The organism is Sporosarcina siberiensis (genome assembly GCF_042681925.1).
GTDB classification, from domain to species: domain Bacteria; phylum Bacillota; class Bacilli; order Bacillales_A; family Planococcaceae; genus Sporosarcina; species Sporosarcina siberiensis.
In genome coordinates this window covers 1-16,649 of the sequence record NZ_JBHUGI010000025.1, presented here as the reverse complement: position 1 = coordinate 16,649, position 16,649 = coordinate 1, and the positions used below count along the sequence as shown (strand labels likewise).

Genomic DNA, 16,649 nt, shown 5'->3' with positions numbered 1-16,649 from the left:
TTACAAGAAACTAGATGGAAAGTGTGTGGAAGAACTTATACATTCACTAGTTGATGGTTATAAGGATTCAGTATCGTAATGATTGTAGTTTAAAATGGAGGTTTCTATAAATGGTGTATTACTCCCTAACTGAATACTTAATATCTATTATAGTAGCTAGCCTATGCGCTTTTATAGCAATAACTTTCATTAAGAAAATGAAAGTTGTTGAACAAGCGAAAATAAAAATACACGTCATATCTTTCATATTTGGAGCGCTTATTTTTATAGTACACCTTAATTCAGACGTGGAGGGTGTGTTTGTCGATGTTAATTTTTTGCTTGGAATAGGACTTTTTCTTTATAGTACTTTTGCAGTGAATACGGCAATCAACACCATTTGTTTGAGGGATGTATCAATATTAAAATTAATTTTCAGCTCAATTATTTTTGCTTTATGTATCAGCCTGATTAATATTGTAGATATTTGGAGTGATATGGTTGAAGAAGAATTAAAGATGAGTCTTTATTTATTTATTAGTGCAAATCTATTGCTCATTGGAAATACAATATCAGCAATTCGTTTTATTAGGCAGATTAGAAATATAACAATGATTCGTATCCAATGGATTATTGTTGGTAGTATTGCTATAGGTATCGCTTTCGCGAGTATTCGATACGCTCTTTACTCGAGTATTACAATGTTTTCTGACGTTGATTTGTTTGGAGAACAATTTATTATAATAACTGAATGGGTTTACTTACATAACGGATTACTTCCAATAATGGTGAATATTTTTGCTTTGATTTTATTAGAATTAGTTCCAGGATTCTTTTCTGAAATTTATAGTAAGGAACAAAAAGAGGCAATTAATGAAAATAGGCAGCGCTATGCAACACTTTTTAATAATCAGGCTATTGCTATTTATTCGTTGAATCCAAAAGGACTAATTGAGAAGATTAATTATGCAGTGGAAAAAATGACTGGTGTGAAACCTGAAAGTATTAAAGGGAATAGCTCATTCATTGATTTTATCCATATTTCAGATCAAGAGGAATTTTCTTTTCATCTATCGGAGGCATTAGGTGGCAATTCTCGAATGCTTGAAACAAAAATTAAAACTTTATCTAATACGTATATAAACGTACAAATTACATTAGTACCTATCTATAGAAAAGAAGAGTTAACAAATATTCACGTCTATACAATAGATATTACTGAGATTGTAGAGACAAGAGAGAAAATGCAGCATATGGCTTATCATGATTCCTTAACCAAACTTCCAAATCGAACATATTTTTCAAAAGAGCTGAATAGAAGACTGGAAATAGAAGAAGAACCAATGGCTATTTGTTTAATGGATCTAGATCGATTTAAAGTGATTAATGATGTACTAGGTCACCACATGGGGGACGAATTATTAAAAGCGCTGTCTAAGCGTCTGGATTCTTTTGTGAAAGATAGAGACTTTGTTGCACGAATGGGTGGAGACGAGTTTACTTTTCTATTTTATAATGTGACATCTAATCAGGAGTTTGAGCGTAAAATTGCAAAGCTATTAGATCTTGTACAAAAACCATTTCTTGTTGAAGGTAACGAATTGCATGTAACAGCTAGTTTGGGGATAGCTATGTTTCCAGACGATAGTCAAAGGCCAGACGAATTGATTAAGTATGCAGACATTGCTATGTATAATGCGAAGGGTACGGGTGAAAATATCTATCAATTTTATAGCAATCAACTATTTGAGGAGAATGATAAACACCTGATGTTTAAAGAAGATGTTCAGGTGGCGATTAAGGGGAAGGGAGGGGTATAAAGATTTTCTGTTTTGTGTTTTATATAAACAGGGCCATTATTAAAGAGTTGTAATACACGTTGTTAATGCAGTTGTCTTTAATTAAAAGACCTTCTTCTTTAAATCCAAGTTTTTCATACAACTTAATGGCCACGGTATTATCTTCTCTCGTCACAAGACTAATTTTTTTCGTTATACTATTTGAACTTGCCCATTGAATGAGCTGTAGCATCATTTCTTTTCCCAAACCAACTCCAATAAACTTCTCGCTAATGACAATACCTAACGTACCGACATGTTTTACTCTTACTTTTTGGCTCGAACTAATGGTAGCAATACTGATTATTTCATCGTTGTGGATTGCCAATAAGATGATTGAGTTTTGTTCAAGTCTGGTTGATTCAATAAAGTCTTTATAATCTTCTATAGTGCGCTTAAATTCATCTTTCCCGAATGAAAGAAAGTCTGTTTCACCGCCTACAACATTATAAAAATCAATTATTTGTTTCGCATATTCTTTAGTTGCTTCTTGAACTGTGACCTTCATTTGGTTTTTTAAACGAATAATCGTCATCCTTTTTCAGCTACTTTCTAGTTTTATATATGAAGATGGGGGAAATTAGATGAAAACAAGCAATACTAATGAATTCATTAGTATTGCTTGTTTTTCATGCACTTATAAATGTTACTTTGTGAAATTATCAAAGTAGCCTTGTATAAATACGATTGGCGTACCTTTATCTCCACTACCTGAAGTTAAATCCGATAGGGAACCGATAAGGTCCGTCAGTTTCCTAGGTGTTGTACCTTGTGACTCCATTGAACCTACGAGGTCATCGTCTTTATTGTCGATAAACTCGGAAATGGCAGTTTTAAGTTCGTCGCCTCTTAAATCAGCGAAGTTGTTGTCTGCAAGATATTTTAGTTTAATTTCATTAGGTGTGCCTTCAAGTCCAGATGTAAAAGCTGGAGATACGACAGGGTCAGCGAGTTCCCATATCTTTCCTACAGGATCTTTGAATGCACCATCACCATAAATCATCACTTCAATATTCTTACCAGTTTTTTCTATAAGCATTTCTTGAATCTTATCAACAACGGGCTGGCAGTTACGTGGGAAAAGTTTAACTTCATCTTCTGTTGATTTGTTTGAGCCTAAAAGACCGTAGTCTTCGTTGTACCCACTTCCATCAATAGATTCTGCTAAAATATCATCCAGACCGTAAATGATTTCTCCGCCATTTTCTTTCAGTATTTTTTTCGTTCTGAGTCTCGTGTGTATATCACAAGTTAGAACATTTTTTGTGTAGTCTAAAATTGTTTTGGCGTTATTCGAGAAAATTACTTCACATTCAACGCCGTATTCTTCAACGATGGATTTATAATATTCGATATAATCAATACCTGTAAAAGCGTGATTAACGAATCCAAAATGACCACGGAATTGTTCTTCCGTTAAAACGTCAGTCCAAGGGTTAACACCTTTTTCATCTAAAGTATCAACCTCAACTAAGTGGTTACCTACTTCATCTGATGGGTAGCTCAACATCAAAACAACCTTTTTAACACCTTTGGCAATACCGCGAAGGCAGATTGCAAAACGGTTACGGCTTAGAATCGGGAATATAATACCTACTGTTTCATCCCCAAACTTTGCGTGAACATCTTTAGCTATGTGATCGATTGTGGCGTAATTCCCTTGGGCACGAGCAACAATAGACTCTGTAATTGTAACAATATCTTTATCATTAAATCGAATTCCTTCAACTTCTGCAGCTTTTAAAACGCTATCGACAACAATTTCTTCGATATTGTCGCCTCTATTTATGATTGGGCAACGTAGACCTCTAACAACTGTACCAACGACTCTTTCCAATAGTATCGCTCCTAATTATTAAAGATTATTTTTTAATATTCGTATCTACTTGTAATATACACTAAAATAATGGTATAAGTAAAATTAATATATCGAATAGGTGGTATAAGGGGTGCTTATGTGGTTAGTAGATTAGATTTATATAGAGTATTTTGCAAAGTGGGTAAAAGCGATAGTTTCTCTCAAGCGGCAAAAGAATTGTATATGACACAACCGGCAGTAAGTCAGTCGATTATGCAATTAGAAAAAGAATTGGACATACGTTTGTTTAATCGGACGCCTAAAGGAGTTTCGTTAACACATGAAGGAAGTCTGTTATTTGAATATGCCAACTCGGCAATTAACTTACTCCATGTAGGAGAAGAAAAAATATTAGAATTCCAAAATTTAACCGCCGGCGAATTAAAAATAGGAGTAGGGGATACAATCTCAAGGTACTTTTTACTTCCTTTTTTAGAGACATTCCATAATCGATATCATAAAATTAAGTTTAAAATCATTAATGGAACAACATCTGAGCTCTGTTCTTTATTAAAGTCTGGCGAAGTGGATATTGCAATTTGTAATTTCCCACTCTATGATCCCGCATTGGAATTAAGACCAAGCATTGATATCCATGATATTTTCGTGAGCGGAGAAAAATACAAAAACATCGTATCTAAACCAATGAAGTTTAGCGAAGTTGTGCAACTGCCTTTAATATTGCTCGAGCCGAAATCGAATTCACGAAAGTATGTAGAGGACTTTCTAGAATCTAAAGGTATTAAAGTTTCTCCGGAATTTGAGTTGGGTTCCCATGATTTATTGCTTGAATTTGCAAAAATAAATTTAGGAATTGCATGTGTATCCAAAGAGTTTTCTAAGGACTATTTAAATAAAGGACTATTATATGAAGTTCAATTAGTAGAAGAAATACCGAAAAGAAGCATAGGCGTCTGTTACTTGAAAAGCGTATCTTTATCGCCGGCTGCAACTCGGTTTGTAGAAATAATCGAAAAGAATAGTCTGAGCGATGCATAAGGAACAATCCTTACTTGTGTTTTATTTATTCTCATCAAACTCTCTTTTTATTCATATGGAAAACGTAGATATATCTTTATGATGTAGTAAGTACTAAATTAACCTGGAGCCCGTGGAGTTTGACGATTGTACTTAAGTACGTATACTCTCTTCTGTTTAGTGTGATAATCTGTAATTAGAGATGAACTTTTTAAGGGGTGAATGTTTATGAATGAAAAAGAATACGATCGCAGTCTAGGGATTAAAACGATTGGAATGCGCGAATGGTATACACAATCTGCACATTACAACCGCTATGAAGCGTCACCCTACGAAGCACTAGACGCCCTCTTCGACGAATATGAACTAGGGAAGTCCGATGTAGTTGTCGATTTTGGGTGTGGTAAAGGGCGACTACCTTTTTATGTACACAATCGATTCCATATATCGTCTAAAGGCATTGAAATGAACCCACAGATGTACCAAGAAGCACTTGAGAACCAGGCCAGCTATATGCAGAAGAATAAGCAGAAGGAGGGATTCATCGAGTTTGAAATGTGTTTGGCTGAGGAATATGAAGTAGAGCCAACGGATAATCTGTTTTACTTTTTCAATCCATTTTCAGTACAAATATTTTCAAAAGTGATTGATAATATATTACTTTCTGTCGATAAAAAGAATCGTTCTGTCGATCTCATCCTTTACTATCCAACAATGGAGTATATTGAATATCTTGAAACGACACCTTTTGAGTTTTTGAATGAAGTGAAAGTGCCTCGAATGTACGAAGTAAATGACAATGAACGGTTCTTAATATTTCGTTACGAAGCATTGGAAGACGGTCAATTTATTCGTTGAACAAAAGGCTTTTAATTTTGAATAGCTTGACGGAATTAAATAAGCGTATTATAATGAATGACATTCAGTCATAATTGTGGAAGGGGTCATAAAGTTGAATAAAAAAGACAATATTGTTCGTGCAGCCGTAAAGATCTTTAGTGAAAAAGGAATTGAAAAAACAAAGATTTCCGATATCGTGAAAGAAGCGGGCGTTGCGCAAGGCACATTTTATTTATACTTTCCTTCTAAATTATCACTTATGCCCGCAATCGCAGAAATTATGGTTGAAAAAACGTTAACGATCATAAAAGGAAACGTTCAAGATGATGTCTCCTTTTCGACTAAAATAGAACAAATAATAGATTCCATCTTCATGGTAACGCGTGATTATAATGAGTTACAGGCCCTGATTTATGCAGGACTCGCATCAACAGAACATTTAAAAGAATGGGAAGCGGTATACAATCCTTTTTATGTATGGGTAAGCGACCTGTTGCGAGAAGCTCAATCGGAAGGTGTCATACGTGAATCAATCCATGTTGAACGAACTGCAAAAATTATGATTGGGCTCATTGAGTCAGCGGCCGAGCAAATCTATTTATATGACAGCGATAAAGACGATCAGGCGCGAATTCAAAAGATTGAAGTGAATCAATTTGTAAAACATGCACTTGGTGTGAAGGATTAACTTTTAGTACGTAATTTAATGAATGACGTTCAGTCATTAAAAGTGTTGGAGGAATGGGAAATGAATAAAGGATGGATTTTTGTAGGACTCACAAGCTTTTTTGAGCTATTTTGGATTTTCGGTTTCAATGTCGCAAGCGTTTGGTGGCATTGGGTTATTATTGTCGCTTTCATTTTGGTTGATTTCCATTTCTTAGCGAAAGCTTGTGAAAACCTTCCCACTGGAACGGTATATGCAGTTTTTGCTGGAATTGGTACGGTTGGAACCTCTTTAATGGATGTATTCTTTTTTGGTGGTAGTTTAAGTGGCGGTAAAATTTTCTTCATCGTTCTATTAGTAGTTGGAGTTATTAGTTTAAATTTAGCGGATAAAGTCGAAGAAGAAAAACAAGCGAAAGGATTTGTGTGAAAATGGGATGGTTATTTGTCTTTTTAGCATCCGTAAGTGAAATTGTCGGTGTTATTGGTCTTAAAATGCATAGTCAAGAAAAAACATTAAAAAGTGGATCTTTATACATTGTTGGTTTTGGTGCTTCATTTGCGTTTTTATATGGAGCCCTTAGTTACTTGCCGATTAGTATTGCCTATGCAGTGTGGATAGGTGTTGGTACAGCTGGTGCAGTGCTTATTAATATGTTCTTTTTTGGTGAGTCAAGAAGTCCTGGTCGCTATGCAAGTGTGTTGCTTATTATAATTGCTGTGGTGGGATTAAAAGTCCTTTCTTAAGTAAAGCTAGTGATAATCGTTTTAATGAAAAAGACATCGCACTGTGCTGCGATGCCCATCTAGTAGTGAAGCTTTTTCTTTTTATCCAGGCAATGCATTGCATCTTCTGCCTCGTTCCAAGGAACTTTATAGCCCTTACCTTTTAGGATGAAAATAGATGTCGATGTGTATTCCGGGTCAGCGTCTTTATCGTAGCCAATTTCTTCAATGACTTCCTCCGCATTATGACAACGGTCGTACCCTCCAAATTGTAAGCTGAGCGACCCTTTGCCATTTGTAATGGATGCGAAGGTGGTGCTGTAATCCATAAAAGTTGAAACAGGCACTCGGCCGGTAATCGTCGTCTGACTGCCTGTTGTTTCGGGTGGTTCAAATGTTCCGTGTGCTTGCTGTATATCCGACAGAACTCGTCCAATGTGACCCAGTTCTATTTTTATTTTGTAGTTGTAATAAGGTTCAAGTAGAATATTTACCGCTTGTTCCAAACCTTGTCGAAGCGCTCGTAATGTCGCTTCTCTAAAATCCCCACCAGACGTGTATTCATTATGTCCACGGCCGGTTAGCAGTGTGAACTTGAGATCTGTTAACGTAGATCCGGTTAATAACCCGTGGTGGCTTCGTTCAAATAAATGATGACGAACAAGATTTTGGTTGCCAATGGATAAGATATTGGCGTGACAGTTGGTTTCAAAGGACAGTCCACTGTTTCTTTCGGTAGGTTCGATGTGTATATGAACTTCTGCGTAATGTTTCAAGGGCTCAAAATGACCGTAACCCGTTACTGCGTCTTCGATTGTTTCTTTGTAAAGTATTTTAGGGTCTGCAAATGTAATACGGATGGAGAAACGTTCGCTAACAATTTGCTGAAGAACTTCCAACTGAATAATTCCCATCACATGAACATGGATTTCCTGAAAGTATTCATCCCAAATGACGCGCAGGGAAGGGTCCTCAGCATCCAGTATATTGAATACACGAAGCACTTCTTGGACATGAACAGTTGGATCGAACAAAACATTTGATTTGAGCGTAGGAATTAGCTCATAAGTAGCTTTCTCGGTTAGTTTACCAAGACCGTCACCTACGGAAGCGTTTGTTAAACCTGTCACCGCAAAGAGTTCACCTGCATGGGCAGTTTCGATTGTTTTATATTTAGCACCGTTATAGTGTCTGATCTGCGTAATTTTTTCTACGTTTCCACCAGCCAATACTTCATCCCTTACGCGTAAGACACCACTTACCGATTTAAGGAAAGTAACGCGATTTCCACTGTCATCATGTCGAACTTTGTACACACGTGCTGCGAATTCTTGCTCATCTTCATAAAATGTATCTGTAAGTTGGTCCAACTTCTTGAAAAACTCAAGGACACCAATATCTTTAAGTGCGGAACCACTTGAACAAACAAACAGGCTGCCGTCTTTAATCATTGTCTTTGCTGCCTTTAACCATTTGTCCTTGTCGTATCCAAATTCCATATAATACTCGAAAAGACCTTCATTACGCTCAGCAATGAACTCAATGAATTCCTCTGTCATTACACCATCATTGAAAGAGTTAGTGCTATCAATAATGTTATCCGATAAGTTCAAACGTAATTCTTCAATAATAGCAGCTGTATTCGTGTCGGGACGATCTGTTTTATTAATAAAGAAAAAAGTAGGTATATGATTTTTTTGTAGAAGTTGCCAAACGGTTTCAGTATGACCTTGAACACCGTCAGCAGCACTAATGATAATAATGGCATAATCCATTACTTGCACAGCACGTTCCATCTCGGGTGAAAAGTCGACGTGTCCCGGAGTATCTATAATTGTATAGTGAGAATCGTTAAAGTCGAATACCGCTTGATCGGCAAAAACTGTGATGCCGCGGTCTTTTTCAATTGCATGACTGTCTAAAAAAGCGTCTTTATGATCTACACGGCCACGCTCGCGAATGCTATTTGTGTGATAAAGCAGTTGTTCAGAGAAAGTGGTTTTACCCGCATCTACATGTGCAAGAATTCCGATGGTCTTGTTCATTCATGACCCTCCATTCACTTCGTAGTGATTGGATTTATTATACCACCTGTTCGTTGAAACGAAATGTCGGCTCAATTAATGGTATACTGTAAAGACAAATCGAGTGTACAGGAGGTTGAATTAGTTATGCAATACGTTAAATCAAAGATGGAGAAGCTCGTGAAAAACAGTCCCGAACTTTCCGCTCGTCTTAAACAGGTTATGAAAGAACTTGATCTTGAAAAAAGTTATGCACTTAAAGCTTTGTATCATTCAGAAGTGAAAGACGGAGGACTGCATCAAAGAGATTATCAGGAGCTATAATAGGAAAACAACAGGACGGAAAAGTAACCCATAGATTTCCGTATACCTGACAAAACACCAGCTAATTTAAGTTGGTGTTTTTCTTTTACATTTGATTCAAAGTAAAAGAGTACAGAGTTGTTAATAATCTTCTAAATGATAAGGAAGTGTAAGATGACACGCTTAACTCAGCATTTAATTGTGATCTCTTTTGATTGTCTCTCTGCATTAGATCTCCCGAAATTAGAACAACTCCCGAATTTTCAAGAGTTATTTGATAAGGCGGCAGTTTGTAAGCAAGTAAAAACGATTTATCCATCGGTAACGTATCCGTGTCATACAAGTATAGTAACGGGGAATTATCCGAATCGACATGGCGTTGTGACGAACACGATGTTGCAACCGAACCGAGAATCACCAGATTGGTACTGGCAGCGACATCACATTAAAGGTACAACTTTGTATGACGAGGCCAAGAAAGCCGGTATGACGACTGCTGCGTTCTTATGGCCCGTAACGGCAAAGGCCAAAATTGACTATCATATGCCCGAAATATTTGCGAATCGGCCTTGGCATAACCAGATTGCGGTTTCGTTTATGAATGGAAGTAAGCTTTACCAACTTAAGCTGAATCGAATGTTTGGCCATCTCCGAAGAGGAACCGCGCAACCGGAATTGGATGATTTCGTTACAGAATCTACCGTTTATACAATAATGAATAAAAAGCCGAATTTGATGCTCATTCACCTTGTAGATCTTGATACACAAAGACATCGTTATGGATTTTCTTCAAAAGAAGCTTCAGACGCAATCGAGCGTCACGATGCGCGACTTGGAAAAATACTGTTGGCTCTAAAAGAAAGCGGTATGTATGAACACTCCACAATTGTCGCGCTTGGTGATCATAGTTCTCTCGATCATACAAAAGTGATTAAAATGAATGTATATCTCAAGGAAAGCGGCCTCATTATTCTTAATAACAAAGGAAAAGTGAAAGAATGGAAGGCAATATGTAAAAGTAACGATGGTTCGGCTTATATTTACTTGAAAGATCCGGAAGATGTTCAAACAAAGGCTAGGTTAAGTGCATTACTTTATTCACTTGTTGCAAATGAAGACAACGGAATTGAGTTTGTCTTGACCGGTGAGGATGCGGGAGGGCTTGGAGCTGATTCAAAGGCTGCCTTCATGCTTGAAGCGCGGCAGGGATTTTACTTTACGGAACATCTTGATGGTGAGTCAATCGACGTAATATCTACTAAAGATGTGGAAGAAGGCAAGTATACCTATGCTTCACACGGGTATTCTCCCGAAAAAGAATCGTATTCTACGGTTTTTATTGCAACGGGTAAGGGCATTAAACCAAATGTGGAAGTACAGTCGATGAGTCTCGTTGACGAAGGACCAACGTTTGCGCGGCTTCTTGGGGTGGACTTAGGAGATACGGACGGAAGAGTGATAGAAGAAATGTTGGACAATTAAGATTAGGTGCAAGCTCGATAAATTGAATAAGTAATGAAGCAATTCACGTAGGCCGTAAGACCTGTTATGCGGATATAATGATAGAAGTGTCGGATATCTCGCTTGTTTTGTCGGATATCTGGTAGAAAGTGTCTGATATCGCCCTTGAATGTGCGGATATCGTCGTCCAGCTGTCGGATATCTATCAAATTAAAAAAAGAAGAGGATTTTCTCCTCTTCTTTACTCTACTTTGTCAATATGATCAATGTGTAAAATTCTAAATCCGTGTTTAATTAACTTATCGCGAAGTACATTGATTTCTTCATCCGTTTTTCCATCTTCAAGCGTAATAACGACTCTACGGGCAATTACGGATCCATTATCTAGTGTAAACATACCTTCAATATTCTCACCACGAAGCGTCCTTGTTAACTTTTCAATCATACCTTTCGCTTCAACGGAAGATAGTGTGATATTTATACCACCTGTAGTCATTCCAAATGCATCTTTTAAGACACTTTCTACTCGGTTTTGTGTTAAAATCCCAAGTAATTTACCGTCTTGAACAACACACACATATGGTAACGCTTTAATGGCTATTAAAGCTTTTAAGAAAGGCGAGAATTTGGAGATGGTTTCGTTTTTATGCTTCAATAAGGAATCGATTGTAGCATTTTCGTCGCCATCGTTTTCATAGAGATACTCCATTATATGGACTTTGTAAATCATTCCTTTATACATGCCTTCAGTATCGATTACCGGAATACATCTGTATCCACTTTTGTTGATGGTTTCATAGACCTCAGCTACACTCTGATCATTTCTTACTGTGGTTACTTCATGTATTTCTAAATATAAATCCCTTACAAACATTTCTATTTCCTCCTCCAGTTTAACATTATCGAAATTTTTCGACTATATATATACTATAATGGAGAAATGGTAAGATGACAATAAGAGCTTTTGATGAAAAACAGAAAAATGAGCAGCCATTAACTGGGAGGTATATTTCCGTGGAGTTTTTAAATAGCACATCACTATTAGATGTAGTAGGAGAGCTTTTTTCTGATGAAATATCAATTGCAGTTACAAATACAACAGAATACATTTATTATCGTCCAAGTAAACGTGTCGACTTAAAGATTCGGCCGGGTGATCCGGTTAGGGAAGGGACGATTGCATATAAGGCAATCGCCCAAAATCAAAAAGTATCTGAATTCATTAATCGTGAATTATTCGGAGTGCCGTATCATGGAATGGCCGTTCCCTTTCATAAGAACGGACTGATTGAAGGCTGTGTATTGGCAATTCACCCGACATTCACAGATGGACAGATCGTTGTTACAGTAAAAACAACGGACGGATGGATTCCGACCCACTTTTCAGATGTACGGTACATAGAGGTGAAAGATCGAAAAACATATGTCTATGCAAAAGAGTTTTTTGGAACACATAAAAATACGTTGCAAGAGTTTGAATATATTTTGCCTAGAAAATCATTCGTACGCTGTCATCGGTCTTACATTGTAAATGTCAATCATATTCGTGCGATTTATCCAGATACCCATTCTACTTTTGTGTTAGCTATGGACGATCAGACAAGAATACCTGTAAGCCAATCATACTCCAGCTACTTTAGGAAGTTATTGGGTTTTTAAATACACTGTTTTAAACGCTTTTCCTACTGCCCTGGCGTGTAATTCTCTCTTTAGTACCGAATTTCTCTTTATTATTCGTATTTGAGATAAAATAAGTAGATAGTGTGAACAAAGGAGTAGAATTGAATGGGGAACGTTAACGAGCGAATTAATAATCTTGAATTGAGGAATCGAATTGTTTCACCTGAAGAGGCAGCTTCTTGGATTCAAGATGGTATGACGCTAGGTTTAAGTGGATTTACACGTGCAGGTGATGTAAAGGCGGTTCCTTTAGCATTAGTAAAGCGTGCTGAAACAGAAAGTTTTAAAGTAAATGTCTATACAGGTGCTTCACTCGGCTCTGATATCGACCGACTTTTTGCTGAGGCGGGAATTGTGCACAAGCGTCTTCCTTTTCAAGCGGATCCAACAATGCGTAAAAAGATCAATGACGGTGAACATTTGTTTGTCGATCATCATCTTTCACATACAGCAGAACTAATTAGAGAAAATGTTCTTGAACCAATCGATATAGCAATCTTGGAAGCGGTTTCAATAACGGCGGATGGAATGATCATTCCAACGACGTCCGTTGGGAATTCATTGGCATTTGCAAAGCATGCGAAGTCCATTATTATTGAAATTAATTTAGCTCAGTCAACAAAACTTGAAGGCATTCATGATTTATATGATCCGGGCAAGCTCGGTGAGCGACAACCAATCCAATTAACAAAAGTGGATGATCGACTTGGTTCGATTGGTATACCGATTGATGTCAATAAAGTTATAGGGATCGTTCTTACAAATCAACTTGATTCGCCGTCTTCAATTGTTGCACCAGACGAAGAAACTGAAGTGATGGCGGAGCATTTACTTACATTCTTGCGCACAGAGATTCATGCGGGAAGACTCACGAAAAAACTTGCACCTATCCAATCGGGAATTGGATCCGTTGCTAATGCAGTCCTACACGGGATGATTCACTCGGAATTTGAGGATTTAGAAGTGTATTCGGAAGTCCTTCAAGATGCGGTGTTTGATTTAATCGATGCTGGAAAAGTACGGTTTGCTTCATGTGCATCCATTACTTTATCTGAAGAGAAAATGGAACATGTTTTTAATAACTTTGAGACGTATAAAGATAAGTTGGTCATGCGTCCGCAGGAAATCTCGAATCACCCTGAAATCATTCGCCGTCTTGGATTAATTTCAATTAATACAGCGTTGGAGTTGGATATTTACGGAAATGTAAATTCAACGCATGTTTCGGGAACGAAAATGATGAATGGGATTGGTGGTTCTGGAGACTTTGCACGGAATGCAAGGTTGGCGATTTTTGTGACGAAATCAATTGCAAAAGGTGGAGACATTTCTAGCATTGTACCTTTTGCTTCGCATGTGGATCATACGGAACATGATGTCGATGTAATTGTTACGGAACAAGGATATGCAGATTTACGCGGACTTGCTCCAAGAGAGCGTGTAGGACTGATTATCGAACGCTGTGCGCACCCAATGTATCGTGAGCAACTTCGCGAATACTATAGTGAGGCACTTGAACGGGGTGGGCATACGCCACACGTATTGGAAAAGGCATTTTCTTGGCACACAAACTTTGCGAAGAATGGGACTATGCGTGAACTTGCTAGACAACTTGTTTGATTAAATAAAGGGACTTAAGCAATTTCGACTTGCTTAGGTTCTTTTTTTATGGTTTAAAATGGTATAGTTAGATATCACAAGGTTCATTTGAAAGTGGTGTTTTGACTTGGTGATTATTGGATTCGGTTTAATTATTTTATTTGCCTCTGTTTTACAAACAAGTACAGGCTTTGGCTTTTCAATTATGGCCACTCCGTTTTTACTTATGATATATGAGCCTAGGGAAGCCATTCAAATCAATATCGTATTGTCTCTTATTATTTCTGCCGTCCTATTCTTTAAAATACGGCAAGATATAGATTTGGGTATCGTAAAACGCTTTATCATAGGAAGTATTCCTGGCTTGCCGATTGGTATTTTTTTGTTTTTAATGGCGAATGCTACAAGATTGAAGCTTGGAATAAGCATTGTAATTTTAGTGCTTACGTTTTTACTGATTTTAAAATACCGAATTAAAAAAACGAACCGTCGCGATTATGCGGTAGGTTTATTTTCGGGAGGACTTACTACAGCAATTGGTATGCCGGGACCCCCGTTATTACTTTATTTCTCTGGCACGGAAACGAATAAGGAATCCTTGCGCGCAACAACACTGGCTTTTTATCTCTTTATTTATTCCGCAAGCTTACTTACTCAAGTATTTTTTGCGGGCACAAGTAAAGTTGTTTGGACTTCTAGTTTAGCTGCTTTACCTGTGTTGTTTATTGGTCTTTATATAGGACAGCGTATCTTTGCTTACATCAATCAAAAATATTTTCGAAGGATTACGTATGTAATTTTGGTGTTCACTGGACTCTATTTATTACTTGATTCCACAATGAACTGATTAAAGTTATACTAAACTAAATTGATTAAAAGAATACAAGTACAGAACTTGAGAAATGGAGGAATTTGGTATGATTTACTTGGAAAAGAATAGATTTGTTACAAGCTTTTCAAGCGCACATGAACCTGCTTATACAGTTACTCTGGGAGAAACATTTGTTGTTGAAACGCATGACTGTTACAGCGGTGTGTTTAAAAGTGAGGAACAACTTAGAACAGATGTAGAAGTACCCTTTATTAATCCTGCGACAGGGCCCATATACATCGAAGGATTGAAGGCCGGAGATACATTACGTGTTGAAATTTTAGATATTCAATTAGATGAATATGGTGTAATGATGCTTTATCCAGGGATGGGACCTATTGGAGAATTAGTACCGAAAATGGATACTAGAATAATGCCTATCGTAGGGGATAAAGTGATTTTTAATGAAAATATTCGCTTGCCACTTCGTCCAATGATTGGTGTCATAGGTGTTGCTCCAGAAGGAGAAGCAGTTTCGACTGTCTCACCCGGAAATCATGGCGGAAATATGGATACCAAATACATCACAACTGGAAATACGGTTTATTTCCCTGTATTCCATGATGGCGGCCTGTTCGGACTTGGGGATTTGCACGCAGCAATGGGTGATGGTGAATTAAACGGTTCCGGTGTTGAAATCGATGGGAAAGTAACGCTAAGACTTACGAAACTAACGGAGAAAATTACAATGCCTTTCGTAGAAACAAAGGATTCCTATATGGTGATTTCTTCAGGTAAGACGTTCGAGGAAGCAACGAACCGAGGACTGGAAACTGTTGTTACACTCCTACAGGAAAAGTTATCGCTGCCATTCAATGAAGCCTACCGTTTATTAAGTGCGACATGCGATTTGCAAATCAGCCAAATTGTCAATCCGCTAATGACTGTGCGTGTTGCTATACCAAAATCACTTTTTGGCGAGCCGTTATTTAAATTGGCGTCAAAATAGGGTATCATAGATATAAGATGGTTCATAAATGGTAGTACAGTTATAAGTTGAGAAAGGAGAAACTTTTATGGCACTGGGAATATTGGAGATATTATTTATCATTTTAATAATAACGGCAGTCATTACTCTAGTTTTGTTGCATAGACGTAAAGGCGGGTCGGGAAATAGTATTTTTATTATTAATATGTTGTTAGGCATCTTTGTTTCTTACCTAGCGTTTACCGCGTTGCCTACAAGCTACACAGGACAAAGAGTTTTGGCGACAGCTTGGGGTCTCATAGCTGTTTTGGCAGTGGTATTGAAGTTAACAAACCAAAAACTTATTACGGTTAGCAAGGTATTACTTACAATAGCAATCATTGGTGGTTTGGCACAATTACTTTCTTGAAAAACGCTATTAAACAATCTTTTGGTTATACAGTTAGAAATCATCGATGATACAAATAGAGGATATAAAGGAAATTGAAAAAAGACCCTGGCCGGGTCTTTTTGGTTCTATAATTTATAACGTTGGTGAAAGAAAATCACCCTCTCCTGAATTACTGGAGAAGGTGATGGAATTTCACTTACGTTATTTTTATTTTCAGTAGAAAACAAGTGAAGCTCCCTGTAGAATTAAAGTCGTCGAAAACCATCATCTAGGAGGGAACTCACTTGTCAATTACTAATGATATTAGAATGCTCATTGATATTCAAGACTCAAACGTTATTTTTGAACATGATTTTTTTCAAATGGGTACTTTTAAAGGAAATAGCTGTAAGTTTATAAAAGAAAAACTAAGCTTTACCCCTACACATTGCGATGCCTGCGGCATTGTAAATCAAAACTATACAATCTATAAAAATGGAACACAGACTTCACGTATTACGCTTCCCT

At 37.2% G+C, this 16,649-nt stretch carries 17 protein-coding genes and 1 pseudogene; 14 read left to right on the top strand and 4 right to left on the bottom strand.

What is annotated here, in order from left to right; genetic code table 11:
• The first annotated feature begins 110 nt into the window (after nucleotides 1-110).
• A complete protein-coding gene (locus ACFSFY_RS09680) occupies nucleotides 111-1,799 on the top strand; it encodes a diguanylate cyclase domain-containing protein (protein WP_381537596.1) in 1,689 nt (562 codons plus the stop codon).
• A gap of 19 nt (nucleotides 1,800-1,818) precedes the next feature.
• Here ACFSFY_RS09680 and ACFSFY_RS09675 read toward each other — a convergent pair whose 3' ends face one another.
• The gene (locus ACFSFY_RS09675) at nucleotides 1,819-2,352 is read right to left on the bottom strand and encodes a GNAT family N-acetyltransferase (protein ID WP_381537594.1); all 534 of its coding nucleotides are present in this window, start codon (nucleotides 2,350-2,352) and stop codon (nucleotides 1,819-1,821) included.
• A gap of 111 nt (nucleotides 2,353-2,463) precedes the next feature.
• Nucleotides 2,464-3,654, bottom strand: a complete 1,191-nt coding sequence (locus ACFSFY_RS09670; RefSeq protein WP_381537592.1) for a coenzyme F420-0:L-glutamate ligase — start codon at nucleotides 3,652-3,654, stop codon at nucleotides 2,464-2,466.
• A gap of 120 nt (nucleotides 3,655-3,774) precedes the next feature.
• Between ACFSFY_RS09670 and ACFSFY_RS09665 the strand changes: the two genes are divergently transcribed.
• The 5 genes from ACFSFY_RS09665 (at nucleotide 3,775) to ACFSFY_RS09645 (ending at nucleotide 6,906) form a co-directional block, all read left to right on the top strand.
• Nucleotides 3,775-4,674, top strand: a complete 900-nt coding sequence (locus tag ACFSFY_RS09665) for a LysR family transcriptional regulator (protein WP_381537590.1) — start codon at nucleotides 3,775-3,777, stop codon at nucleotides 4,672-4,674.
• 207 nt (nucleotides 4,675-4,881) lie between these two features.
• The gene (locus ACFSFY_RS09660) at nucleotides 4,882-5,511 is read left to right on the top strand and encodes an SAM-dependent methyltransferase (protein ID WP_381537588.1); all 630 of its coding nucleotides are present in this window, start codon (nucleotides 4,882-4,884) and stop codon (nucleotides 5,509-5,511) included.
• Nucleotides 5,512-5,605: 94 nt separating this feature from the next.
• Nucleotides 5,606-6,181: a TetR/AcrR family transcriptional regulator gene (locus ACFSFY_RS09655; protein ID WP_381537587.1), complete on the top strand. Its 576-nt coding sequence runs from the start codon at nucleotides 5,606-5,608 to the stop codon at nucleotides 6,179-6,181.
• A 60-nt stretch (nucleotides 6,182-6,241) separates the two neighbouring features.
• Nucleotides 6,242-6,589, top strand: coding sequence for a DMT family transporter (locus tag ACFSFY_RS09650; protein WP_381537586.1), 348 nt, complete (start codon nucleotides 6,242-6,244; stop codon nucleotides 6,587-6,589).
• A 2-nt stretch (nucleotides 6,590-6,591) separates the two neighbouring features.
• On the top strand, nucleotides 6,592-6,906 hold the full coding sequence (locus tag ACFSFY_RS09645; protein ID WP_381537585.1) for a DMT family transporter: 315 nt from the start codon (nucleotides 6,592-6,594) through the stop codon (nucleotides 6,904-6,906).
• 59 nt (nucleotides 6,907-6,965) lie between these two features.
• Here ACFSFY_RS09645 and ACFSFY_RS09640 read toward each other — a convergent pair whose 3' ends face one another.
• Nucleotides 6,966-8,930, bottom strand: a complete 1,965-nt coding sequence (locus ACFSFY_RS09640) for a GTP-binding protein (protein WP_381537583.1) — start codon at nucleotides 8,928-8,930, stop codon at nucleotides 6,966-6,968.
• A gap of 126 nt (nucleotides 8,931-9,056) precedes the next feature.
• On the opposite strand from ACFSFY_RS09640, the gene ACFSFY_RS09635 reads away from it, so the two are divergent.
• Together ACFSFY_RS09635 and ACFSFY_RS09630 are read left to right on the top strand one after the other, a co-directional pair.
• On the top strand, nucleotides 9,057-9,233 hold the full coding sequence (locus ACFSFY_RS09635) for a hypothetical protein (protein ID WP_381537581.1): 177 nt from the start codon (nucleotides 9,057-9,059) through the stop codon (nucleotides 9,231-9,233).
• Nucleotides 9,234-9,386: 153 nt separating this feature from the next.
• Nucleotides 9,387-10,694: an alkaline phosphatase family protein gene (locus tag ACFSFY_RS09630; RefSeq protein ID WP_381537579.1), complete on the top strand. Its 1,308-nt coding sequence runs from the start codon at nucleotides 9,387-9,389 to the stop codon at nucleotides 10,692-10,694.
• Between the two features lie 220 nt (nucleotides 10,695-10,914).
• On the opposite strand, the gene ACFSFY_RS09625 is transcribed toward ACFSFY_RS09630, so the two are convergent.
• Nucleotides 10,915-11,547 carry a CBS domain-containing protein gene (locus ACFSFY_RS09625; RefSeq protein ID WP_381537576.1) on the bottom strand — a complete coding sequence of 211 codons (633 nt, stop codon included), beginning with the start codon at nucleotides 11,545-11,547 and terminating at the stop codon, nucleotides 10,915-10,917.
• A gap of 74 nt (nucleotides 11,548-11,621) precedes the next feature.
• Between ACFSFY_RS09625 and ACFSFY_RS09620 the strand changes: the two genes are divergently transcribed.
• From ACFSFY_RS09620 to ACFSFY_RS09595, 6 genes and pseudogenes are all read left to right on the top strand, one after another.
• Nucleotides 11,622-12,332: a LytTR family DNA-binding domain-containing protein gene (locus ACFSFY_RS09620; protein WP_381537574.1), complete on the top strand. Its 711-nt coding sequence runs from the start codon at nucleotides 11,622-11,624 to the stop codon at nucleotides 12,330-12,332.
• Between the two features lie 126 nt (nucleotides 12,333-12,458).
• The gene (locus ACFSFY_RS09615; protein WP_381537572.1) at nucleotides 12,459-13,973 is read left to right on the top strand and encodes an acetyl-CoA hydrolase/transferase family protein; all 1,515 of its coding nucleotides are present in this window, start codon (nucleotides 12,459-12,461) and stop codon (nucleotides 13,971-13,973) included.
• 106 nt (nucleotides 13,974-14,079) lie between these two features.
• Nucleotides 14,080-14,799, top strand: a complete 720-nt coding sequence (locus tag ACFSFY_RS09610) for a sulfite exporter TauE/SafE family protein (protein ID WP_381537570.1) — start codon at nucleotides 14,080-14,082, stop codon at nucleotides 14,797-14,799.
• Nucleotides 14,800-14,869: 70 nt separating this feature from the next.
• On the top strand, nucleotides 14,870-15,772 hold the full coding sequence (locus tag ACFSFY_RS09605; RefSeq protein ID WP_381537568.1) for an acetamidase/formamidase family protein: 903 nt from the start codon (nucleotides 14,870-14,872) through the stop codon (nucleotides 15,770-15,772).
• A 67-nt stretch (nucleotides 15,773-15,839) separates the two neighbouring features.
• Nucleotides 15,840-16,160 (top strand): hypothetical protein, encoded by a 321-nt coding sequence (locus ACFSFY_RS09600; protein ID WP_381537566.1) that lies wholly within the window; start codon nucleotides 15,840-15,842, stop codon nucleotides 16,158-16,160.
• Nucleotides 16,161-16,426: 266 nt separating this feature from the next.
• Nucleotides 16,427-16,649, top strand: a pseudogene (locus ACFSFY_RS09595) (ISL3 family transposase); the annotation flags it as partial.